Raw genomic sequence first — 22,158 nt, 5'->3', positions numbered from 1 at the left:
ACGTATACAGCAATCAAGGCTGACTGCGACAAGTTATCAAGGATTGGGAACTGGCCGAATTTACATGCGTCATTGCTCGACCATGTATGGCGAGCTTATTGATGACTGAAAAATCCGTGGTCATTCTCGATGGTACCCGGTGCCACCTCGGCGAGGGGCCAAGCTACGATCCCGCGACCGATACCGTGTGGTGGGTCGATATCCTTGAATCCCGGTTGTTCGAACGATCCCTCGATCCGGCAACGACGTCGGCAAAGATCCATGCGCTGCCGGTTATGGCAAGCGACGTGGCTGCCATCGATGCAGACCGTCATCTGCTCTCAGCCGACGATGGCCTGTACGTTCGGACAATCGCGACCGGCGATCTGTGTCTGCTCTGCCCTCTGGAAGGGGACATTCCTGGCAACCGATCCAATGATGGTCGTGTGCATCCGAGCGGCGCCCTCTGGATCGGGACCATGGGGCGGGACGCCGAACCAGGGCGTGGATCGATCTACCATGTGGCCGGATCGCAGATTACGAGCCTTTATTGCGGGTTGACCACACCCAACGGCATCGCCTTCTCGCCCGACGGGGCCACGGGTTACTTCGTCGATACCGCCGAAGGCGTACTTCGGCGCGTGGCCCTGGATCCAGCCACCGGCCTGCCGACGGGCGAGCCCGAGACGCACTACGATCATAGTGACGGAGACGGTGGCATCGACGGAGCGGCCACCGACGTGGAAGGTCTGATCTGGACGGCGCGTTTTGGGGCGAATTGCCTCGACGCTTACAGCCCGTCCGGCGAGCGCGTCCGCACGATCCCCGTCCCCGTGCGGCAGCCGACCTGCCCCACCTTTGCCGGACGCGCCCTCGACCGGCTGCTGGTGACCACCGGCTACGAGGGCATGGATGAGGCGGCGCGGGCCGCCGACCCCGATCACGGCCGGACACTGCTGGTCGATGTCGGCATCCGGGGGCTGCTAGAGCCAGCGTTTCGCCTCGACGCCTGATCCCCCGACCGTCCCCCCACACTCTCAGAAAAGCGCGAGCGCAGCGATGGCGCCGCCATGGAGCAGCCATGCCTTTGCCCGGGGACCGCGCCTATCAACCGATCGAAGCCTACGCGCTGCTCGGCAATTGCGAAGGCTGTGCCTTGGTAGCCCGGGATGGATCCCTGGATTGGGCTTGCCTGGAGCGGTTCGATGCCGACCCGATCTTCTCGCGGCTGCTCGACCGCCGGCGGGGTGGGTACTTCGTCGTCCGCCCCGAGGGTGACTACGAGACGGCCCGGCAATATCTCAGCCGCACCAACATCTTGCAGACAACCTTCACCACGGCGGACGGCTTCGTCCACCTCTACGACTTCATGGTCGGTCCGGAGGGCGGCGAGGGGCGCCCGCGGCTCGTGCGCCTCGTCGCGGGACTATCAGGATCCGTTCCCATGATTGCGGTCTACCGCCCCCTGGCCGGCTTCGCGGAGACCTTCGCGCCGCTGACGGTGCGTGATGGCCGCATCACAGCCGAGGGATGCCCCGGCCTCTCGACCGACGCCCGGTTCGAGACCGAGGACGAGGTGGGGGTCGCGCGCTTCACCCTGTCGGGAGGCGAGAGCCGGTCCTTCGCCTTATATCTCGGCGAGCCGCCCGCGACGCCGCCGGACGCCTACGCCTTGATGGAGCACGTGCGCCGAACCTGGGCCCTGTGGACGCGGGACTCCGCCTATGTCGGGCCCCTGGCCGACGAATTGATGCGGTCGGCCCTGGTGCTCAAGACCCTGACATACGAGCCGACCGGGGCGATCGTGGCGGCAGCCACGACGTCCCTCCCAGAGGAGGTCGGCGGGATCCGCAACTGGGACTACCGCTTCTGCTGGATCCGCGACGCCTGCCTGTCCTTCTACGTCCTCAAGAAGTTCGGCATGTCCCGCGAGGCGGAAGGGTTCTTCGAGTTCGTCTGTGCCTTGTGCGACCGGGAGGAGGGACAGCTCAAGCCGCTCTACAGCATCTCCGGGGAGGCCAACTTGGAAGAGACCGTGATCGAGCACTTCGAAGGTTGGCGCGAATCGGGGCCCGTCCACCACGGCAACGGTGCCGCCGACCAGCATCAGGCGGACGCCTACGGCCAAGTACTCGATCTGTTCTATCTCTACGAGCGCCTCGGCGGCACCCTGCCCGAAGGACTCCGTGGGCATGGGGCGCGGTTAGCCGACATCTCCGCCGCCCACTGGCACGAGCCCGATGCGGGGCTGTGGGAGCCGAGGAAGCCGGAGCAGCGCTACCTGCACGCGGCGATCATGAACTGGGTGGCCCTGGATCGGGCGATCCGCCTGTTCGGCCCCCGGGAGAACTGGTGCGCCGAGCGGGATCGCATCGTCGCTTTCGTCAATGGCGAGGCGGTGCACGCGGACGGCTACTACCCGCAATATGCCGGGGGCTGGGATGTCGACGCGGCCCTGCTCATCGCACCGATGGTGGGCTTCCCCGTCGACGAGGCCGTCTTCACCCGCACGGTCGATGTCATCATTGAGCGCCTGGGCCATGGCCAGTTCGTCTACCGGTACAAGAACGACGACGGCCTTCCCGGCAAAGAGGGGACCTTCGTCCTCTGCGCCTTCTGGCTGGTGGATGCACTCTTGTGGCTCGGCCGGGAGGTCGAGGCCCGGACTCGCTTCGCCGCCCTACGGGTGCTTCAGAACGATGTCGGGCTGATCGCGGAGCAGACCGGGGAGGATGGCGCATTCCTCGGCAACTTCCCGCAGGCGTTCAGCCATCTCGGGCTGATCCACTCCGCGCTGATGCTCGACCTCTACGAGCATGGGGGACGTGCCGCCGTGCAGGGTACCTACGCCGACCGGACCCTGCGCGAAACCGACACCCGGCGCGCGCCGACGATCGCAGCGTGAACGGGTTCAAAAGAGAACGAGGGAGGCAAACACCGTGACACGGATCGGCTATCACGTCTCGCACGAGCAGCACGCGCCCTCCGCGCTGCTGGACTACGTCCGGGCGGCGGAGGCGGCGGGCTTCGCCTGCGCCATGTCCTCCGAGCATTTCCGCCCCTGGAGCTTGAAGCAGGGCCATTCGGGCCATGCGTGGTCCTGGCTCGGCGCGGCGCTGGCATCGACCCGCCTACCCTTCGGGATCATCACGGCCCCCGGCTACCGCCATCACCCGGCGGTACTGGCGCAGTCGGCCGCCACCCTGTCAGAGATGTTCCCCGAACGGCTGTGGCTGGCGCTGGGCTCGGGCCAGCGCCTCAACGAGGACGTTACCGGCCTGCCCTGGCCGGACAAGGCTGAGCGCACGGCGCGGCTGGCCGAGTGCGCCGCCGTGATCCGCGGTCTGTTCGCCGGGGAGACCGTGACCCACCGGGGTCGCGTCACGGTGGTCGACGCCAAGCTCTACTCCCGGCCCGAACGCCCGCCGCTGCTGATCGCCGGGGCGGTGACGCCGGAGACCGCCCGGCAGGTCGCGACCTGGGCCGACGGCCTCGTAACCGTGGGCATCGACCCGGCCAAGCTGCGCAAGGTCTTCGACGCGTTCCGCGAGGGCGGGGGCGCGGGCAAGCCGATCTTCCTCCAGACCAAGGTATGCTGGGATCCCGATCCCGCGCGGGCCCTCGCCCTGGCCCACGACCAATGGGCGAGCAACATGCTGGAGGGCGACGTGAACTGGGACCTGCGCCTGCCGGAGGATTTCGACACCGCCTCGCGCTTCGTGAGGGCAGAGGACGTGCCGGGCTACGTGCGCATCTCCGAGGACCTCGGCCGCCATACGGCGTGGCTCGCCGAACTCGCCGAGTTGGGCCCGGCCGAGATCATCGTGCATCAGGTCGCGGGCGATCAGATCGCGTTCATCGAGGCCTTCGGACGAAAGGTTCTGTCGAACTTCCCCCATTGATTGAGAGGCCGTTCTGCTAAAGCACGCCCCAGGTGGGGCCGAGCAGGATTGATCGACTGTTTCAAGCTGTGTGGCGCTCAGAGCGGCAAAACTGCTTTCCACCCCAAATGGACACTCTGGGGCCGTCCTCACACGCTGATCCAAAGCGCTCGATCGCCGCGCAGGACACCTCAAAACGTCATACGTGACTGCGTCGTCGACAAGGTTGAACAGTTCGCGGCGGATCTCACCACCCCAGCCCTAATTCCTCCGTGACCGAGTTGGCCTTTGCCTCTTGCAGCCACATGATTAGCTCGCCCAGTGCCGCCATGGCATCGGCGCGAAGCCGCGTGGCATCCGCTCTCTGTTCATCCACTGCGACCGCGAGAGCGTCGGTTGCCAGTCGGGCCTGCACAAGTGCGTGGTCCAGTAGGGGCGTCGGTACGATCCGTCGACGGATTCCCGTCGATGCGTTCGCCGCTACCGCCGATGCGTGCTCACCCATACCGGGTGTCACCGTCTCGATGACGGCGATCCACGGCTGCAATCCGATGCCGAGAGCCGACGGTAGGCTGTCTGCGTTGAAGGGAGCCGCCATGATCCTGGCCGTTCACGTCTGTCGTTGACGAACTAGCGTCGACCTCCGCGACAGGCTCGGCAGTTGCACCGATGGAACGCATCACGCTCCTGCCGGCGGCGCCGATGACCTGATTCGGCGGGACTGAGACTACGCAACCGACAGCGGATCAGGAGCGTCCGCGAGGTGTCTTCAGTCAGTAGGAAAACGACGTCCGCTTGGTGCTTTTCCCGTCGGAAAGCAGAATTGCAAAAATCGACCCCATTCAGCCGTCCGCAGCGCTTGGCCTGCGCCTCCAAAGCGGACATGCATCCTCGTTTCAACCCTCTGATCAGGCGTGTTCGTTGACAGGCCATTGAGCGCTGCGTACCCAAGCCTCGGACGTGTAGAAGTCACAGCCCGGTCGGTAGTCCGGGTGGCTCAGCGCTCGTACATGGCGGCCGCCATCAGCGGCCGACTACCAGCGCGTCCTTTCCGATGAACAGGAAAGGTGTGTCCAGTGAAGCTCAACCACATCAATCTCACCAGCATCGACGTTCCTGCCGACGCGGCAATGTTCGAGACCTACTTCGGCCTACGCACAGCGGTGATGCGCGGAAAGGCACTTGCCGTCCTACAAGATGACGACGGCATGCTGCTGGTTCTAAACGACTTCGCAAAAAAGCGGGGCAGCTTTGCTTACCCTGAGGATAGCGACGTCCACCACATCGGCTTCATTCAAGAAAGTCGGGAGCAGGTTGACGCGCTGAACGCGCGCCTGAAGGCCGACGGCTGGGACGTTCCGGAGCCGCGCGACTATCACGGCGCTTGGACATTCTACTTCAAAGCTAAAGGCGGCTACTTCGTCGAAGTCGCTACGCAGACCCAGCTCCGGCTTGCAGAAGCTGCCGCCTGACGGGGCCGTGCGGTTCGCTTCCGCCGCTCGACTGTCGGAAGCGGACCGTCATCGAACAAGCCAAGCGGCCATCCCGCTTCCGACCGAGGCTGTGTCAAAACTCGGATGTCATCGGCCGCTGTAGCAAATTCTTCCCCGACGGCGCGTGACACCGGCCTAGCGAACCTTGTGTCGCACCCAAGCAGACGCTTCGGGCATCGTTTGTGAACGACGCGGAGGCGTTTCTTCTACGGGCTCGCAAGTACCTTGAGTTTTTACACAGCCTCGACCCAACCCAGCCGCCCGAAGCGCTGTAGGCATTCTCCCGAAGCGGACGTTCGCAAGCCGTCCAGTAGCTTCGGCGCAGGGTGGTTTGGGGAAGTTCGACGGTCGTTCAGTGAACGTCCGGAACACGGACAAATCGGACGTTCCTCCCACTACCGCTCGGTCTCAAGGTCAGCTTCAATCAGCGAACGGATGCGCGTCGCCATCGCGTCCATCGCAAACGGTTTGGTCAGCACCGACATGCCCGGCGCGAGATGCCCATTGCCGACGATCGCATTCTCCGCGTAGCCGGTGATGAACAGCACCTTGAGGTCTGGCCGGGACACCCGCGCTGCGTCGGCCATCTGCCGCCCGTTCATGCCACCGGGCAGGCCCACGTCCGTGACCAGCAGGTCGATGCGCACATCCGATTGCATGATCTTCAGCCCTGCCGCGCTATCGCCCGCCTCTATGGCGAGGTACCCCAGGTCTTCGAGGATGTCGGTGACGAGCATGCGTACGGTCGGCTCATCATCGACGATCAGCACCGTCGCCTCCTGCTCCGAGCGGGGCAACACATCGAACTTGATCGTACCGTCCTCGTCGACTGCATCGCCATAGTGGCGCGGTAGGTAGATGCAGATGGTCGAACCCTGACCAACCTCGGAGTAGATCCGTACCTGCCCGCCCGACTGCTGGGCGAAGCCGTAGATCATCGACAGGCCGAGGCCGGTGCCCTCGCCGATCGGCTTGGTGGTGAAGAACGGCTCGAACACTCGTGCGATCACCTCCGGCGGCATGCCGGTGCCGGTGTCGGTGACGCAGAGTGAGAGGTACTGTCCCTCCGGGATGTCCTGTTTCTTGGCAGCGCGCTCGTCCAGCCACCTGTTCGCGGTCTCGACCGTGATGCGCCCGCCATCCGGCATCGCGTCCCTGGCGTTGATGCACAGGTTGAGCAAGGCGTTCTCAAGCTGCGACGGGTCCACCAGTGTAGGCCATAGGCTGGATGCACCGACCACCTCGACCGGGATGCCTGGGCCGACCGTGCGCTGGATCATCTCCTGCATGCCACCGACGAGGCGGTTCACGTCGGTGGGCTTCGGGTCTAGGGTCTGGCGGCGCGAGAACGCGAGCAGCCGGTGGGTCAGCGCCGCGGCTCGCTTCGAGGCTCCCTGCGCGGCCACCATGTACTTGTCCACGTCCTTGAGACGGCCCTGCTGCATCCGGTTCTGCATCAGTTCCAGTGACCCGGAGATGCCCGCGAGCAGGTTGTTGAAGTCGTGCGCCAGCCCCCCGGTGAGTTGGCCCACCGCCTCCATCTTCTGGGATTGCCGAAGCGCCTCCTCGGCCTGCATCAGTTCGGCTGTCCGCTCGGCCACGCGCTGTTCCAGGGTCTCGTTGAGAGTGCGCAACGCTGCCGCCACGCGGTCGCGCTCCTCCAGGATGGCGCGGCGCTCCTCCACGTCGATGAGTACGCCGGGGAAGCTCGATGGGGTGCCGTCCTCAGCGCGGTCAACGCGTCCGTTGGCCTCGATCCAGTAGTAGCGTCCGTCCGTCCGGCGCACGCGATACTGGTGCGCGTAGGGGCCGCCCCGCTGAATGGCTTCGTTGATCGCCTCGGCCAATCCGGCTTGGTCGTCGGGGTGCACGGTCGCAACGATCTGGGCAAGCGGTATGCCGGTCGTGCCGAGGGCTGGGTCGAGCCCGAAGCTGCTGGCGAAGCCCTCGTCAACGGTGAACCGGTCGGTCGGCAGGTCCCAGTGCCACGTCCCGAGGATGGCACCCGCGCCAAGGGCAAGTTGCACGCGCTCGGCATCGGCGTGCGCTTTCACCTCCCGATGCCGTGCCTGATCCCTCTCGGCGCGTAACGCGGCCTCGGCACGCACGCGCGCCGTGACCTCGTGACCACCGACGAGAATGCTGTTGACCGGGCCATTGTGTTCGCGGATCGGCTGGAACAGGAAGTCGATGTACCGGTCCTCGTCCTCATCCGCGAAGCGGATCGACGTGGCCTGTGCCGAGAACGGGATACCGGTGGCGTACACCTCGTCCAGCAGGTCGAAGAAAACTTGCCCTTCGAGTTCAGGGAATACGTCGCGCACAGTCCGGCCGAGGTAACCGCGGGAACCAGCGATCGCCACGTAAGCATCATTGACGTATGTGTAGACGTGGTCCGGTCCTTCGAGCACGGCGACGAAGCCCGGTATCTGCTGCAACAGGCTTCTCTGGCGCCGGTTGCTGGCGCGAAGGCTGTCCTCTAGCGCTTTGCGTTTGGTCGTCTCGGTCAGGATGGAGATCACGCCACCGATGCCGTTTGGCGCGGTATCGTCATCGATCGGGCTAAACCCGTAGGTCCAATACGCATCCTCAACACGGCCCTGCCGCAAGATCGGGACGTGCTGATCCTCGTACCACGTATACCCGCCGCCGTTGCGGACCTTGGCAACCTCGGAACTGATCACCGGCCAAATCTCGCCCCAACTCTCAGAAGCCGGACGGCCAAGCGCGGAGGGATGTCGCTCCGGTCCGGCCGAGGGCACGAAGCTGTCGTTGTAGAAGAACGTCGCCTCCGGCCCCCAGAAGATGTGCATGGGGTGGTGGCTGTTGAGCAGCAGGCGCACCGCCGTGCGCAGGCCGGACGGCCAACCCTCAGGCTTGCCAAGCGGCGTCGTAGTCCAGTCGTAGGCGCGCATCAGCGTCGCCATCTCGCCCGCCCCGGCAAGGAAGTCCTGGCTCCCGAACATCAGGCGCTGTCATGAGAGGTAGGATGTCGCTGCGCCATAGCTTGTTGGGTGATCGGAGCTTTACCCATCTCGGCGCGCTCGAACTCGCGCAAGGCGGCTCGCACAACCTCGCTGATGCTCGTGTAGCGACCGGTGGCGACGCATCCTTGCAGGAACGCCCGTAGTTCCGGGGGCACGGAGATGGTGATGGTTTCGCGCGCAGCCATGCTTGGCCTTAGCATCGCCTTACAGTGTCTTACAGTTACATATGTTTGGTCCGGTGGCGGTCATTATGCCGTCCGCTTCATCGCAGGAGCAGGCGTTGGACGATGCCTACGCCAGTGTCCGAGTGGGGTCATGAACGGGCGCGGCGGCACGTCCGCTTCATCGCAAAGCCGACTGAAAGCGGACCGGCGGCAAACCACCCTAAACGGTCATCCTGCTTCCGACCCAAGTAGGTCGTACCGCAGATCTTCGGAGCGGCCGGAAAGTGGTTATAGGCCCGCTCCCAAACCCTATGGCCTACGGTGATCTGTGCACGCCTGTCAGCGGCGCGCGACGAAGCGACGAAGCTTGCCGGGGCCATCCTTCGTGATGGCTTTGCCGTGCCCGAACGCGACGGCCTGGAAGTCGAGCGCCGCGAGCTTGCGTTGGCTGGCCCGCCCTTCCGCCTCGTTCTCGAACGCGATCGGGTCGCTCACACCCAGGATGTTGATGAACGTATCACCGCCGAGCAGGAGCCGTCCGCCTCGCCACATCAGAGCGACCTGTCCGGCGCAATGACCGGGTACATGGATCGCGTGCAAGCCACCCAAGATCGGCAGCGTCTCACCGTCAGCGATGTGCTGGTCGATCGGGAACGGCTGCATGCGCTCGTTCTGATCCCAAACAAGCTTGTACATCAGTGCGTGCACGAGGCCGGGCGCAGGGGCCATCGGCCGGAACGGGCCGCCGCTTTCTGCCAGGGGAGCGTCGGCGGCATGCATGTAGGTCCGTGCACCCGTCGCGCGGATGATGGCGGCCGCGCTCCCGATGTGATCGGGATGCCCGTGCGTGAAGACGAGGTGCTTCAGGTCTGAGGGACGTCGACCGAGTTTGCTGATCGCGTCGAACACGATCTGCTCCTTGCCGGGGAAGCCCGCGTCGATCAGGGCCAGTTCCTCACCCTGACGCAGCAGGATGGCGTTGCCGTTGCCCAGCGCCAACAGCCAAGCATCCTCGACGATCTGCTGCATGATTATGGCCTCTGCGTCTTCGCCCTGGCTGAGATGCACTCCCGCCAGGACCGTGTTACCATTGGCAACATACGCTCAATGTTACCACCGTCAACACACCGCACGAGGTTCTCGTGAACACAGTCGCGTCAGCAGCCCCGTACCATCACGGCGATCTGCGCCGTGCCCTTCTCGACAGCGCCACGGCGATCCTGACGGAGACGGGGCGGTGGGACTTCTCGCTGCGCGAAGTCGCCCGCCGCGCCGGGGTGAGCCATGCAGCGTCCTACCGGCATTTCACGGATAAGGAGGCGCTGATCGCCGCGGTGGCACTCACGGGTTACGAGACGCTGCATACCCGCATGACCACTGCGATCGATGAGGCCACGGGTGCGGTCGGGACCCTGCGTGCTATCGGGCAAGCCTACATCGGGTTTGGCGTGGCGAACCCCGCCCTCTACCGGCTGATGTTCGGTCAAGCCCTTCCCAGCATCGAGGGCCTTCCGCCAGCGGTATTGGCTGTCCTGACCGAGGCGCGTGCGGTGCTGCGGGGCGTGATCCTGGCCGGTGCACGCGCGGGCGCATTCACGATCGACCCGGAGGATGAGCAGGAGGTCTCGGTGGCGGTCGTCACCGCATGGTCGCTCGTTCACGGGTTCACGCTGCTGACGATCGACCGTGTAGTGGACCGCGAGGTTCGCCCCCAAGTGATCGACGCCTTAGCGGCCCGCGTGGCCGAGCGCCTGATCACCGGCCTGTTGCCGACACAAGGTAGAAAATAGGTTTGATGCTGGTTCGCCCGCGGATCGGGATCGCCCTAGCGCAAGCAGGCGGTGATGTCCGCGTTGGCGTATGCGACGCCGGAAACCAGACAGTCTCTTATCCACCCACTATGGCCGCGGAAGGCATCATCGGATTCCCCGGGAAGCGGCCATCGGTTCGCTCCCAACCTTGTAGCCTCCGACGGTCTACGCGCCTTGATCAGCGTCGAGTTGCGAAGCGCCGAAGCTCCTCGATCCGCTTGAACGTCACTTCAGCCTGCAAAAATCGGTCATGCGCAGCGTCGCGATGCTGCGGATGCCGATCAGGATGAAGCGCGGCTCGGAACGCCCTCCGCGCGGCCGCGAGCAGAAAATCCGGAGCCAGTGGATGCAGCCCAACCCGCCGATAGACCACGTCGATTTCGCTATCTCCGCGGCCGGCGGAAACGGAACGAGCGCGTTCGAGATCGGCCTTCAGCTCAACGATGTGCGTCTCATGTCGCGAGAGCTGCGCGGCGTATCTATCACGCTCCGCTTCCAGTCTCTCTCGTGCCGAGTGATGCTCACAGAGCATCCGTCCGAGAGTCGCCATCATGGACATGCACGTCATGGCCACGAGCCATAGGGCGATCCCAGCGATCGGCAGTGGCAGTCCTGCGAGCACGACGACGATCGCGATGGCCACCCAGACGCGTGGCTGCCAGCCCGACATCCGTAGAACGACGGTCGCGATGGGGTGGCGCTTCGTCAACGGATCAGCAGCGCGGCCAGGATGTCGCCGCGGGCGACGATCAGCCCACGGCTGTCACGCGTCGTCCCCTCCCGTGGATCGAAGGTCCCGACTACGAGCCCGCGTGCATTTCTGGCGACGAGCTTCCCGTTCGACGCCTGCTGTTCGATGCGGCCGAGGATCAGGCCTCGACGATCACGGATGATCTGCATGGGCGCCGGCTGATGATGAGCAAGCGTTTCCATCAGGCCGCATCCAGAACGGCCTCGAAGTCGGCGAACACATCATCCTCATCGTCGACGCCATGCAGGGCATCGTCGATTGATCTCCACCGGTACACGCCGATGAACTCAGCCAGCTCGGATCGATAATGCCCGCCGAGCTGAGGCCCCGGGATGATCGCCCCGAGCGCTTGTAGCCGCAGGAGGACATCGCGCATGACGGTCGACGACGGTCGCCGGTTTCTCACCCCATTGAGTTCGGAGAGCATCCACCGACCGTCCACCGTGGGCGTCAGAGACACAGCCACGGTCGTCTCCGTCGCATCGGCCCCCCGATGGGTGACTTCGACGATCACCAAAAGTCCAAGGGCAACTTCGGCCAGCTTGGTTGCGGCGCAGTTCTTCATCCGAACCCCGAGTTCGGCATACTCAGCCGCGGTCCGTAGCGGACGGATCCCATCGGCTGCCGGGATAGGCGTGGGCAAGCGATCGGCCCGCTCCAGCGCCTTGGTGGCGAACGTCTTCAGGACGCCGCCAGACTGGCGCAACGACTGGCGCATCGCGTCGACGAGATCAGTATCCTCATCGGTCGAGACACAGGATTTGATCAACCGAAGAACGGCGTTGGCTGCGGCGGCACGCTTTGGCGTACCCGTCGCATCGAGCACCTCAGGCCAGACCAGTATCGGGTCTAACGCCATAGTGGCGTCGATCGTATCGGACCGCATCTTCGCGGCATATCGGAGAGCCTGCGTCCGTCTTCCGCGCCGATCGTCACGAAAGAGATCGAACAAAATCTGGTAGGAGACGGGTCGCGCGAAGGCGTCGAAGCCGGCGGCCTGCGAATCGGCCTCCGCGATCCTCGCGAGGCTGCGCAGATATCCCGCGGGCACCTCCGATGCTTGGACGCCGAACGTCGCGGCGATGACGTCGCGCGCACGGCGCTGGCGCAGGGCGATCCCGACGCCCTCCGCGTCGTCGCGGTCGATCTTCAGGCGCTGAAGAAATTCGGCGGGATCGTCCAGACCGGCGAACGCGACGGCGACGTAGGCGGCTTGTCTCGTCAGCCCTCCGGCATGCGCCAAATCGGCCACGAGGCCGCGAGCACCGCCGCGATCGAGCTGCGCGAGTTTGTGTAACGGCCAACCGACGATCGGACGCGCTTCTCTCGCAGCGTGCCCTTCGGGTCGCTGGTCATCGATGGGGAGTGAGAAAGGATCTGGCATGGAGAAACTCTCTCATAGGCCAGGATTTTGGGAAGCGAATATAGTCCTAGGCCGAAGAAAATTGCAGTTGGGTATCCGGCTTCGGCTCATGACGTGGTGCGTACTGAATCCAAGCGCGCATCGTGTCGTCGGAGCGGGAACTCGTCGGCATCGCGATTGACGTGCATGTTCGAAGAAGACGCCGATCGGTCATATGAACCAGCAGAAGGCGACCAAATCTCATGCTGGTGCTGAACGAAACGCAGGCCGATCTTGCCGCAATGATCCTCGCCGACTTCGGCAGGCTCAGGCCTGACGCGGCACCCGGTAGGGATCTTGTGGACTGGCTGCATTACCGGGCGCGTCGCGTCGTCGAGCGCCCCCGAACCGTGCTGATCTCCGACGAGGTGCGAGCCCGCAGGGCCGCCCATCCAGCGATCGACGATATCGCGACCGCGTTACAGATCGGCGCGCCGATGACCCGGTGGCTGAGTGGCGGCATCCGTAGGCGCAAGACCGATCCCAAGGCGGATCTCATGTTCAACCAGTCGAAGGTGAGCCACTTCCACATCGGGCCAACGCGTCAGCAAGGCGCGAGAGCGGAGCAGGGCGCCCTGATCTTGTTCGCCCACATCGGTGTCGATGCCGCGAGCCTACTCGACGTGCAGCCACACAGGAACTGGACGCGGACGGATCTGCTCCGCATCCTCCTACGGACCGATCCCAAGGCGATGCACGACTTCGGGCTGACGCGGGAGCCACCTCTCACGGACGAGCAACATAAGATCCTGCGTCGAAAGCACACCACGGCGCGGATCACCATCGACGGTCGGGCGTACGCGGCCCCCGGGATCGCTCTCATGGGCTCCGGGGACGGCCTACGGTTCCGCGTCATGGCCGACCACCTTGCTTATGTCATCCAACGAGCGCTCCATGAGATCTCGACGAACACGCTGCGGCCCGATCTGCTGCAACGTCTCGCTGGTCAGATCGGGCTGCCGGTGCGCCTCGCAGTTCGGCTGGATCGAGGCATCTTCGTCATCTACGATAAGAACTGCGGGCTGGACCTGATGCAGCTCAACACCGTTCTCGCTTAACGATCACGACGGAAATCGACCTGATCGCCGCCCGCTCGATCTGTGGGCCTCGGGGGCGCTCCGAGTTTTCGTCGGGTTCTCCGAAATCCAAGCTCCTAAGCGATCCCAAGATTGTCGGCTATGCTGGACGCCGCGATCCCTTCGGACGTCCGCGAGTTGGAAGATCCCCGGATAATTGTTGAACCCTTTTGGCCTCGGCACGCTTGCGTCGTTTGCGCTCCGTATCCTTTGCGCGCCTTCGCTCACGGCGATCAGCGGCAGTCTCAGGGGTAATCTCTGCGATGACCTTCGCACGGCGAACCCTCGTGGTCCTGACGACATCGATGATCCCGGCGTCCGACACAGCGTCCAGGGTCACATCGACGAGGCCGGCACCGAGCAGACGATCGCGGAGACGCTCGGCCTGCCCCAGGTCATACAGGTAGATGTCGTAGGGGCCGGTGTAGTCGCGCTCACGAACTGCGCCACGGAAGATGAACTGGAACACGTCCTCATCCTCGCGAGAGGACGTGATCGTTGCGGCGTCGAGACCGAGAGCGGTGATGATTGCCGCGTCGTCCGGCGTCGCTTTGGCGCTGTATATGAGCGCGGCCGACGTATGGTGGCGGAGCGAATTGGTCCCGGCGAGCTTCGGCCTGCACTTCTCCGCGCGATCGAACCGCCCGACGAAGAAATTTTCGATCGCGCTGTTGCTCGCCCAGTAGCCGTCGAACCCGATCGCCTCCAGGTGGCGGGAGACGGCGACTAGGCAGCGCTTACCGACGGCGGTCGCCCACCACCCCGTCGAGCCGGGATGCCGGGCGAACCAGTGAATCTTGATCGCCGGTTGAGCGGTGCGGTGATAGTCGAGGCGAGTCTCTTCAACCCGAACGCCACCTGCTCGCCGAACGGCGTGATCGGTGAGGCTGCCACTATATCCGGCAGCAGCGACTCGCAGGCTGGCGCATCCGGCCAGAGCGGCGAACGACCAGATCGAGCGCCACCGTACCTTGCGACGGGGCACACCTGCGTCCTCCCAGGACTCAACATCGACTTCGACAATCCGTACGGACGAACCCGCGAGGCGGTGCAGTTCGACGAGCTGTTTGCCAACGTCATTGAGGTGTTGGCTGAGCGTCACCGGCTGAACATCGGGACGTCGGATCACCCTGAACCAACCGGGTTCGGCGCCCGGCATGAGATCGTAGAGCGCGGCCATCGTGCGCCATGAGGCCCCCAGCCCGACGACACCCGACACGAGCGCGGCGTCGGGGTTCTCGTCCCAGCGGACGTTCCAGCCGGCGATAGTGCCGGGCTCCAAGCCCATCATCGCCGCGTGCGTGGTGATGATGACGGTGTGAGGGTTCGTGGCCCGATCGAGGGCATCCCGCAGTCGCCGATCTATGGAGCCGGGGATGCCTTGCCGCGAGTGGATGGGCTCGATGACTGGAGTGTCGGTGAACATCTCCCGAAGTCGAGCATCATGCTCATCGATGAGGGCGATCCGCGGTGCGGCCAGGATATATGGCGCGGGGCAGGCAGCCATCTCAACCAGTATTTCCGTAGTTTTGCCGCCGCCGGGCGCGCCCGTGATGAGTTCGATGAGTAATTCGCCTTCGCCCGTCGAGCGATGGGTTGAAAAATGTGTCCGCTGCATATCTCAAAAGAGGTAGTAATTGCGGACATTAAAATACCAGCCCCACGAGCTGAGTGGTAATTGAAAATACTTCGGCTCACCACACCAGTCGCTTGTCTTCAGCGCGATCGGCGTTGATCTGCCGGTACGGGCGGATGCCCGTGGCCGGAGATCGATGCCGATCACAGTGGCGGGGCTGCGCCCCGCCCTGTCCTACAGGTTGCTCAACTTTTGGATTCAATCCCGCTCCGGCGCATCATGCGCCGGGAGGGGATCTCATGCCACTTCGCTCGACTTCGATCGGGGCTATCGCCCCGCTCGGTCTGCGCTCGTGGCGCCATCTGATCGAAGTGCCCTCGACAGAGGTGTCTTCGATGTCTGCTTCACCACTCGACACTCATGTCCTTCGGCGCCTTTGCCTCGTCGGCATCACTAATTTCTGATCGAGGCGCCGTAGGCGCCGCCCAGGCATGCAGCGGACCGATTATTTGAACGCGGCTTTGGGGATATCATCGAAACATTCCGAGTGCCACGTCGACCGAAAAACATTGATAGATAATCAGAATTATAGCTTTAGACCGACAATCTCGCCCGAAGAATGCATCCAAATATTTAGATCATCTCAATAAAACTATGCAGTCGAGCGGGGTAACCGATTGCAAGATACGCGGGATCCGTTGTGGGCTGGCCTGCGCCTCTTCATCCAGCTCAATGATCGACCCGCAAAGTGAAGGAATGGGATTACCCGGGCGAGGGCCTCGTCCAAAAACTCATCACTTTCTGGACGTGGCCGTTGAGCGTGACCGTCTAAGGGACTTGCAGTCCAGAAAGTACGTGCGATAAGTCGAGCTTTCTGTACGGAGTTTTTGTACGGTGGTCAGCCGCAGCTATGGGTACTCTCGCATATCGACCTCTGCCCAGGACTGGTCGCTGCAACTGGCGGCACTCGAACGCGTGGGCGTCGATGACCGCGACGTGTTCCGCGAGACCGCCTCGGGGGCGAAGCGCGACCGCGACCAGCTTCGACGGGTGCTCGATCTTCTACGTGCCGGAGACCGCCTCTGCGTCTATCGCCTCGACCGACTTGCACGCTCGCAACTGCACCTCCTTCAAATCATTGAGGAGATCGAAGGCCGCGGCGCCACCCTGGTATCGGTCATGGACAACATCGACACCACGACTGCGACGGGCCGCATGCTGGTCGGCATGCTGGCGGTGCTCGCTGAGTTCGAGCGCAACTTGATCTTGGAGCGTAGCGCGGCTGGGCGTGCGGTGGCGCGGCAGCACGCGGTGAAATTCGGGCGTCCGCCCAAGCTGACAGTGGCGCTGGTGCGGCAGGTGACGCTGGCGCACGAGGACGCGTCCAGCACGGTGCCAGAGACCTGTCGGATGCTCGGGATCAGCCGCTCGTCGTACTATGCAGCATTGCGAGCGGGACGACAGGGGACGCCTTCCGCGATCGATCCGTCTCCGATCGCCTGATCCAAGACTTGGGCATGGCGGTCAGGACGATCTGCCGATGGGTCTTCGCGTCCTCATCCGTATCCTCCGGCTCCGGCTGATCGAACAGGTCCTTGAGCCTCATAATTTGATCTCCCGTATAAGTAGACATGGATATTTATCCATGATCCTATCCGAGGAGATTTCCATGTACGGTTTTCAGTTGTTGCGGCTCTGCGATGAGATGAGAGCGCTGGGTCTGGTTTCATCGCGCGAGCATTTCTCGCGCTCCTGGTGTGGCAGAAGCCCTTCATATCTGCACGACTATACGCGACGTGACGGGGCGACCGCGCGAGTTTCACCGCGGACGGTCGAGTGGATCCGCATGAGGCTGGCCGACGCCGGTGCGCTGCTCAGCGGAGATCTGTGTGATCGCGTGCGGGCCTACGATGACGCAATCATTCGCGATATGTATGTCGCCGACCTGCTCGGGCGCCGCTCGACCGACGCGAGGTGCTCGTAATGGCTCAGATGAACGTTCAGAGCATCCGCCGGATGGTCGCCCGAATGCGGGCTGATCGCAAAGTTCAGGAGACCATCGCGCGACACAGCTTCGATACCGCGAGCGCAGTCACGATGGTCTTGGACTTGAACTCCCGGTCCGCGGACTTCCAGCACCGCGTCGCGTTCCAATGGTGCGAAGCTCATGCGACTGGCCAGTGGCGCCGACGTATCTGCGAACGTCGGGGTCACGCTATCCTGGACAGTGTGACCTTCGAATTCGGGAACGCGGTCGATGCAGTCGCGCTTCGCGATTGGCTCAAGGCGCGGGGATGGTGAAGAGGGCGTGGCCGACCTTCGCGACCGAACCCTGGCCCTGGTCGGCTACATCGGCGCCCAAGGCGGGTCCGCGATGATCGCCGTGAACTCCAGCGGCGCGTCGTTCTCGTAGTGAAATCTCCGCCGTCAGATCGCCGTAGCATCCTGCCAGGGTGCGCCACATCGACGAACGTGATCTCGCTGGTCTGCTGGATGTCGCGTGCGTAACTCTTCGCCTGATCGATAGCGCTCGATACGCTGATATTCCTGCTCTTGGCCTCGACCACCACACTATCGTCAGGCCGACGAACAGCGCGTAGTCGTCCCGTCCTCTGACAACGGGCCACTTAACGATGGCCATGTTGCGGCCCTTGACTGTCGACCTCACTGGATGGGTTTGCCGGCTAAGCCGCGAGTGAAACAACGGCGCCCACAGGTTCAAGCTAACGGAACCCTTTGGCCTCCTGATCCTGCCGGTGGCAGGCGTGATGCACGAGCCGGGTATTTTCTGCCGTGTAGCTGTCCAGGGCGTCGGTTCGGTCTGATTCCAATCCCTCCACGTCCATCAGCTCCCCGCATATCGCGCAGAGACCGCTTAGCGCTTTGTGCTTCGCAGCTTTGAGCTTCGTCCGCTCGGCCGGCGTCCCGCGCTCCCAGTACATCAGGCGGATGAACAGACGGCGCCGTAGAGCAAACAACAGCACCGGATCGCCCCCAGCCGCGTCCATCACCATCGCCTTGACCTCAGCTAGGAGCACGTCGGACCTCGCCGCTTCCTCTATCGTAAGGCGTCGGCTCGGGGCATGGCGTTCCGTCCTTAACCCGCGGCCCGGCGCCCCTTGCGCGTGTTAATTTCTTCTGCCACGATCGTGGTCAAGGAAATTAACGTGAGACCGCTGAATGCCCGCCGCTACCCGCATCATCAACGAAGAATGGGAGGTCGAGCAACGCTTGGCCGAACTCGGCACGAATAAGGCCGAGCTGATCGATATCGCCCGCCGGGCGGCGGCGGCCCGCGCCGACTCGACGGACGACGATCCGCTCTCGGGGGCAGGGCTGCTGTCTTGGATCTACGGCTCGCGCGCTATGCGCAGGACGTTTCGGGCGAAGGGCTGGAAGCGTAACAGCGCGGACAACATCCCGTCCGTCGTCAACAAGGCCACCGGGCTCAAGTTTATTTTCCAGAACGCCGAGTGCGCGTGCGACCTGATGCGTGATCCGCGGTCGATCTCGGACAAGAAGCGCGCCTCTGAGCGGTTGGTTGCTGCGGCGCAGCTCAGCTTGTTTCCGGAAGCGGAAGAAGCTGGCGAAGAGTTCGCGGACGTTCCCAGCACCGCCTACTACTACTTTGTGGCCGTCCGCGAGGATGGTGTGGCGACGGCCGAGCTTTCGTCGCCCAGGGCGGTTGAGGGCGGACAGTTCCGTGGATTCCACGAGCGCATCTTTATCGTCAATCCCGGCGAGCTGGACAGGCTTGAGCTGTTCGATGACTCGGACGCCGCCGATGTCGACTTCGACGTGGTCGTGACTAGCAGGTGATATGTTCAACCCGTCAAGAATGGTTATTGCCCGGCACCGGCGACGGATGTCGAGTCGCGGGCTGGCGGAGGCCGTTGGCCTCACGCCGGTCCATCTCTCGCGGCTAGAGAACGGCCACCACGAGCCGGAGGAGGACACCGTCACCGCCATTGCCAAGGTGCTCGGTTTCCCCGTTTCCTTCTTCCACGGCGACGAGATCGACCCCGTCACCAAGGAGGCTGTGAGCTTCCGCAGCATGACCGCGATGAAGGCGGCGGAGCGCGACGCCGCGATCGCCGCGGGCCACATCGCGTACCTTTTGGCCGACTGGACGACGGCCCGCTACAACCTCCCGGGCCCTGACTTTATCGACGCCTCTCAGGAGCGCGATCCCGCGCGCGCCGCGCGTTGGCTTCGGCAGCATTGGGGGTTGGGCGAACAGCCTATCAAGCATATGATTAAGTTGCTTGAGGCTAAAGGCGTCCGCGTATTCTCGCTCGCTGAGAGCACCAAGACGCTAGATGCCTTTTCGTGCTGGCGCGGCGATACGCCATACGTGTTCCTCAATACGGCAAAGTCTTCTGAGCGCAGCAGGTTCGATGCAGCGCACGAGTTGGGCCACCTTGTCTTGCACAAGCACGGCGGCCCGCAGCAAGGCAAATCCGCTGAGTATGAGGCACAGCTATTCGCAGCGTCATTCCTGATGCCGCAGTCTGATATTGAGGCAAAGATACCCCGCGCGCTCACTCTAGATCAGATTGTCATCGCAAAACGCAGGTGGGGCGTGTCTGCGGCCGCTCTAGCGTATCGGCTCAACAAACTCGGAATTCTGTCGGATTGGCTCTATCGCGGCATGGTGATCGAGATGGGCCGCAGGCAGTACAGAGATAACGAGCCGAACGAGATGGAGCGGGAAGAGTCGGTTGTATGGCAGAAGGTGTTAAGCGATCTGTGGTCGAAAAAAGTCACCAAGGACACGATCGCCGCCGACCTTCATGTCCCGATAGATGAGATCGAAAACCTGATCTTCGGCCTTGTCATCCGCAAGGGCGTAAACCCTGAGCAACGTAAGGCGGGGGTACGCCCGCTGGGGCTTAGGCTAGTCTAAACGGATCAAGATACCGGGCCTAGCACGCACTGAGGCGGCGAGCGCGGCCTGCGCATGGTCAAGCCCTGGCTCCGCGTCTACGCCGTCCTCGCCGACGACGGGCATCTCATCACCGCCGTGCATCGGTGCCGCCATCACTGGAGATAGTAGCCGGATCGTCCATCCGGCCGCCCGTTGGGCATCATCCGCGAGTGATGAGCCAATTCGTAAACACTCTGACATCGGCTGCTCCTTTACTCATCTAACCCGTTGCCTGCTGCTACCTACAGGCCACGAACGCGCTGAGGCTCTTGGCATGCTCAGCCAGATCAGCCGGGGGCAGGGCGGCGGTATCGGTCCCTGTTGCGTAGGCCACGCCGTTGCTCTCTAGGAAAGCTGCTGACAGCGAACCCTTGATCGCGAAGTTCACGTTCTGTGGGATATCGCCGTTCGTAGCCACCATCACCTTCAAAGCGTTCAGCTTCGCGCTCACCACACCAATCAGGTTGCCGGAGGCGTCCACAAGCGGACCACCCGAGTTGCCCGGCTGCACCGGAGCTGAAATCTGGAAGTAGCGGCTATCATCGGCGAGCCCGGTCAGCGCCGTGACGTTGCCCAGCGTGAAGTTCCCCGAGGTCGAGAGCATGCCCGACAAGGGGTAGCCGAAGACAGCCACCGCCTCACCAAGCCGAACCCCGGTGCGCAGGGCGGCAATCTTCACCGGCGTGATCTCCGCCTTCAGAAGCGCAAGGTCGTTCGTCCGATCCTGGGCCACGAGTCGGGCCGCCACGAGCCCGTTCGGTCCGTTCACCTCGATGGCTGAGCAGTTCTGAACGACATGGGCGTTCGTCAAGAGGTGGCCGGCGCGGCTGACGAAGAAGCCGGTGCCCGACGAGGCCGTATGCGGCTTGGAATCCGGCGGCCCAGGCGCGATGGCGGGCGGCGTCGGAACGAGCGGCGGGGACGGCGTAGCCACCGCGACCGCCGGAGGCGGCGGGGCCACGGTAATTGGCGCCGTGAACGGCGTACCCGACATGCTGGCGGCCAGCGATCCCGAAACCAGTACCGCGACGCGCTCCATGTGCAGATCGGTTTCGGCGGTTTTCCACGCCAGGAAGAACCCGAGTGTGCCCCCACCGTCCCGGTGGAAGCGCATGTACCAGTCTAGCCCGTCCGTCCCGGACGCTGATATCGCGAAGAAGTCCGGGCGGAGCACTTTATAGTTGATCCGCGCGCCGTCCCCGGTGAGCCGTTCGAGGGCGGCGCGGTAGCCGTCCTCCAGCGCGCTCGGCGTGGCGATGTAGCTGAGCGTCACGCGCTTGGCGGGGTCGGTCCAGGTCGAGCCCGAGCCGGTACGCTCCTCGCGCAGCCCAAGGCCGAACGGCACCCAGATCGTGCGGCCTCGGGATGGGTGCGACGCCGTCCGGAATCCCCACGTGCGCAGCAGCGGCGTCGCCTCGCGCATGAGTCCGGCCGCCTGTTCCTCGTCGATCACCCCAGAGACGGGTAGCCCGCTCTGCGATTGATAGCGCATCACCGTCTCGAACAGACGTTTCGAGAAATCGACGTTCGGCACGGCGACCTGTTGACCTGTGGCGGTCAGCAGCACTTGGAGCCGAATGCGCTGATCGATCGGCAGGGCCTGAAAGGCTGCGGCGGCGACCTCGTACCGCGCCGGTCCCGCCAGCACAGTGATCGTGGGCGGTGCGACCGTCAGTGGTGCCAGCCAAGGCGTCGCATAGCCCCCCTCATTCAGGTGGCGGCGCAAAGCGCTCGGGAAGTCGATCTTGCGTTTGCGTGCGTCCGGACACTTGGCCAGGGGCAGCGCGACCGTACACTCCTCGTAGGGCCACTCGTCGTTACGGTCATAGAGTTGCAGCATGCGCGTCCACGCCGCTTCTCCGCGGCCGACGAGGATGCTCTGCGCGACCCAGCCGCCGAGGAAGTTGTTGTCGTGCCACCGCTCGGGATCGAGGCTAGCGGCGTGCTCCATGCCCGCGAGTCGCTGGCGCTGGTAGCCAGCGAAATTGGCGTGACGCGTCACGTCCTCCAGGCGACCGGCGCGCAGCCAGTGGATCTGAGCGGGCGGGTTGGCTGAGGCATAGGGGCCGAAAGCGTACAGGAAGCTGTTGTCGCTGCTGAGCAGTTCGTAG

At 63.9% G+C, this 22,158-nt stretch carries 20 protein-coding genes; 10 read left to right on the top strand and 10 right to left on the bottom strand.

The window, feature by feature from the left end:
* Nucleotides 1-101: 101 nt before the first annotated feature.
* From MKK84_RS19150 to MKK84_RS19140, 3 genes are all read left to right on the top strand, one after another.
* Nucleotides 102-992, top strand: coding sequence for an SMP-30/gluconolactonase/LRE family protein (locus MKK84_RS19150; protein ID WP_243922497.1), 891 nt, complete (start codon nucleotides 102-104; stop codon nucleotides 990-992).
* Between the two features lie 68 nt (nucleotides 993-1,060).
* Nucleotides 1,061-2,884: a glycoside hydrolase family 15 protein gene (locus MKK84_RS19145; RefSeq protein WP_243922495.1), complete on the top strand. Its 1,824-nt coding sequence runs from the start codon at nucleotides 1,061-1,063 to the stop codon at nucleotides 2,882-2,884.
* A gap of 34 nt (nucleotides 2,885-2,918) precedes the next feature.
* Nucleotides 2,919-3,881, top strand: a complete 963-nt coding sequence (locus MKK84_RS19140) for a TIGR03885 family FMN-dependent LLM class oxidoreductase (RefSeq protein ID WP_243922493.1) — start codon at nucleotides 2,919-2,921, stop codon at nucleotides 3,879-3,881.
* 226 nt (nucleotides 3,882-4,107) lie between these two features.
* Here MKK84_RS19140 and MKK84_RS19135 read toward each other — a convergent pair whose 3' ends face one another.
* Complete coding sequence (locus MKK84_RS19135) at nucleotides 4,108-4,458, bottom strand: hypothetical protein (protein ID WP_243922491.1); 351 nt, start codon at nucleotides 4,456-4,458, stop codon at nucleotides 4,108-4,110.
* Nucleotides 4,459-4,936: 478 nt separating this feature from the next.
* Between MKK84_RS19135 and MKK84_RS19130 the strand changes: the two genes are divergently transcribed.
* Nucleotides 4,937-5,332, top strand: a complete 396-nt coding sequence (locus MKK84_RS19130; protein ID WP_243922489.1) for a VOC family protein — start codon at nucleotides 4,937-4,939, stop codon at nucleotides 5,330-5,332.
* Between the two features lie 416 nt (nucleotides 5,333-5,748).
* On the opposite strand, the gene MKK84_RS19125 is transcribed toward MKK84_RS19130, so the two are convergent.
* The 3 genes from MKK84_RS19125 to MKK84_RS19115 form a co-directional block, all read right to left on the bottom strand.
* A complete protein-coding gene (locus tag MKK84_RS19125) occupies nucleotides 5,749-8,319 on the bottom strand; it encodes an ATP-binding protein (protein ID WP_243922487.1) in 2,571 nt (856 codons plus the stop codon).
* A complete protein-coding gene (locus MKK84_RS19120; RefSeq protein ID WP_243922486.1) occupies nucleotides 8,319-8,525 on the bottom strand; it encodes a type II toxin-antitoxin system ParD family antitoxin in 207 nt (68 codons plus the stop codon). The genes MKK84_RS19125 and MKK84_RS19120 overlap by 1 nt, the downstream gene beginning before the upstream one ends.
* 318 nt (nucleotides 8,526-8,843) lie before the next feature.
* Entirely contained in the window at nucleotides 8,844-9,533 is a 690-nt protein-coding gene (locus MKK84_RS19115; RefSeq protein ID WP_243922484.1) for an MBL fold metallo-hydrolase, read from the bottom strand.
* Between the two features lie 113 nt (nucleotides 9,534-9,646).
* On the opposite strand from MKK84_RS19115, the gene MKK84_RS19110 reads away from it, so the two are divergent.
* Entirely contained in the window at nucleotides 9,647-10,294 is a 648-nt protein-coding gene (locus MKK84_RS19110) for a TetR/AcrR family transcriptional regulator (RefSeq protein WP_243922482.1), read from the top strand.
* Between the two features lie 199 nt (nucleotides 10,295-10,493).
* Here the strand turns inward: MKK84_RS19110 and MKK84_RS19105 are convergent, their stop codons facing one another.
* Genes MKK84_RS19105 through MKK84_RS19095 form a run of 3 tightly spaced genes read right to left on the bottom strand, consistent with a single transcriptional unit; the run spans nucleotide 10,494 to nucleotide 12,450 of the window.
* Nucleotides 10,494-11,024 carry a hypothetical protein gene (locus MKK84_RS19105; protein WP_243922480.1) on the bottom strand — a complete coding sequence of 177 codons (531 nt, stop codon included), beginning with the start codon at nucleotides 11,022-11,024 and terminating at the stop codon, nucleotides 10,494-10,496.
* A complete protein-coding gene (locus MKK84_RS19100) occupies nucleotides 11,021-11,248 on the bottom strand; it encodes a hypothetical protein (RefSeq protein WP_243922478.1) in 228 nt (75 codons plus the stop codon). Before MKK84_RS19100 ends, MKK84_RS19105 begins: the two co-directional genes overlap by 4 nt.
* Nucleotides 11,248-12,450, bottom strand: a complete 1,203-nt coding sequence (locus MKK84_RS19095) for a hypothetical protein (protein ID WP_243922476.1) — start codon at nucleotides 12,448-12,450, stop codon at nucleotides 11,248-11,250. Before MKK84_RS19095 ends, MKK84_RS19100 begins: the two co-directional genes overlap by 1 nt.
* Before the next feature lie 221 nt (nucleotides 12,451-12,671).
* Here MKK84_RS19095 and MKK84_RS19090 point away from each other — a divergent pair, with 221 nt between their 5' ends.
* On the top strand, nucleotides 12,672-13,526 hold the full coding sequence (locus tag MKK84_RS19090; RefSeq protein WP_243922474.1) for a hypothetical protein: 855 nt from the start codon (nucleotides 12,672-12,674) through the stop codon (nucleotides 13,524-13,526).
* A 118-nt stretch (nucleotides 13,527-13,644) separates the two neighbouring features.
* On the opposite strand, the gene MKK84_RS19085 is transcribed toward MKK84_RS19090, so the two are convergent.
* Nucleotides 13,645-15,162, bottom strand: coding sequence for a hypothetical protein (locus MKK84_RS19085; protein WP_243922472.1), 1,518 nt, complete (start codon nucleotides 15,160-15,162; stop codon nucleotides 13,645-13,647).
* Nucleotides 15,163-16,014: 852 nt separating this feature from the next.
* On the opposite strand from MKK84_RS19085, the gene MKK84_RS19080 reads away from it, so the two are divergent.
* Entirely contained in the window at nucleotides 16,015-16,623 is a 609-nt protein-coding gene (locus MKK84_RS19080) for a recombinase family protein (RefSeq protein ID WP_243922470.1), read from the top strand.
* Between the two features lie 142 nt (nucleotides 16,624-16,765).
* Nucleotides 16,766-17,104 carry a hypothetical protein gene (locus MKK84_RS19075; protein WP_243922468.1) on the top strand — a complete coding sequence of 113 codons (339 nt, stop codon included), beginning with the start codon at nucleotides 16,766-16,768 and terminating at the stop codon, nucleotides 17,102-17,104.
* 739 nt (nucleotides 17,105-17,843) lie between these two features.
* On the opposite strand, the gene MKK84_RS19070 is transcribed toward MKK84_RS19075, so the two are convergent.
* Nucleotides 17,844-18,158 carry a hypothetical protein gene (locus MKK84_RS19070; RefSeq protein ID WP_243922466.1) on the bottom strand — a complete coding sequence of 105 codons (315 nt, stop codon included), beginning with the start codon at nucleotides 18,156-18,158 and terminating at the stop codon, nucleotides 17,844-17,846.
* Nucleotides 18,159-18,300: 142 nt separating this feature from the next.
* On the opposite strand from MKK84_RS19070, the gene MKK84_RS19065 reads away from it, so the two are divergent.
* Both MKK84_RS19065 and MKK84_RS19060 read left to right on the top strand, forming a co-directional pair.
* On the top strand, nucleotides 18,301-18,939 hold the full coding sequence (locus tag MKK84_RS19065) for a hypothetical protein (protein ID WP_243922464.1): 639 nt from the start codon (nucleotides 18,301-18,303) through the stop codon (nucleotides 18,937-18,939).
* Between the two features lies 1 nt (nucleotide 18,940).
* Entirely contained in the window at nucleotides 18,941-20,026 is a 1,086-nt protein-coding gene (locus tag MKK84_RS19060; RefSeq protein WP_243922462.1) for a helix-turn-helix domain-containing protein, read from the top strand.
* A 259-nt stretch (nucleotides 20,027-20,285) separates the two neighbouring features.
* On the opposite strand, the gene MKK84_RS19055 is transcribed toward MKK84_RS19060, so the two are convergent.
* A partial coding sequence (locus MKK84_RS19055; RefSeq protein WP_313899354.1) for a serine protease occupies nucleotides 20,286-22,158 on the bottom strand: 1,873 nt, incomplete at its 5' end.

Source organism: Methylobacterium sp. E-065 (assembly GCF_022829605.1).
In the GTDB taxonomy this organism is placed as follows: domain Bacteria; phylum Pseudomonadota; class Alphaproteobacteria; order Rhizobiales; family Beijerinckiaceae; genus Methylobacterium.
This window is presented reverse-complemented; position numbering and strand designations above follow the sequence as displayed.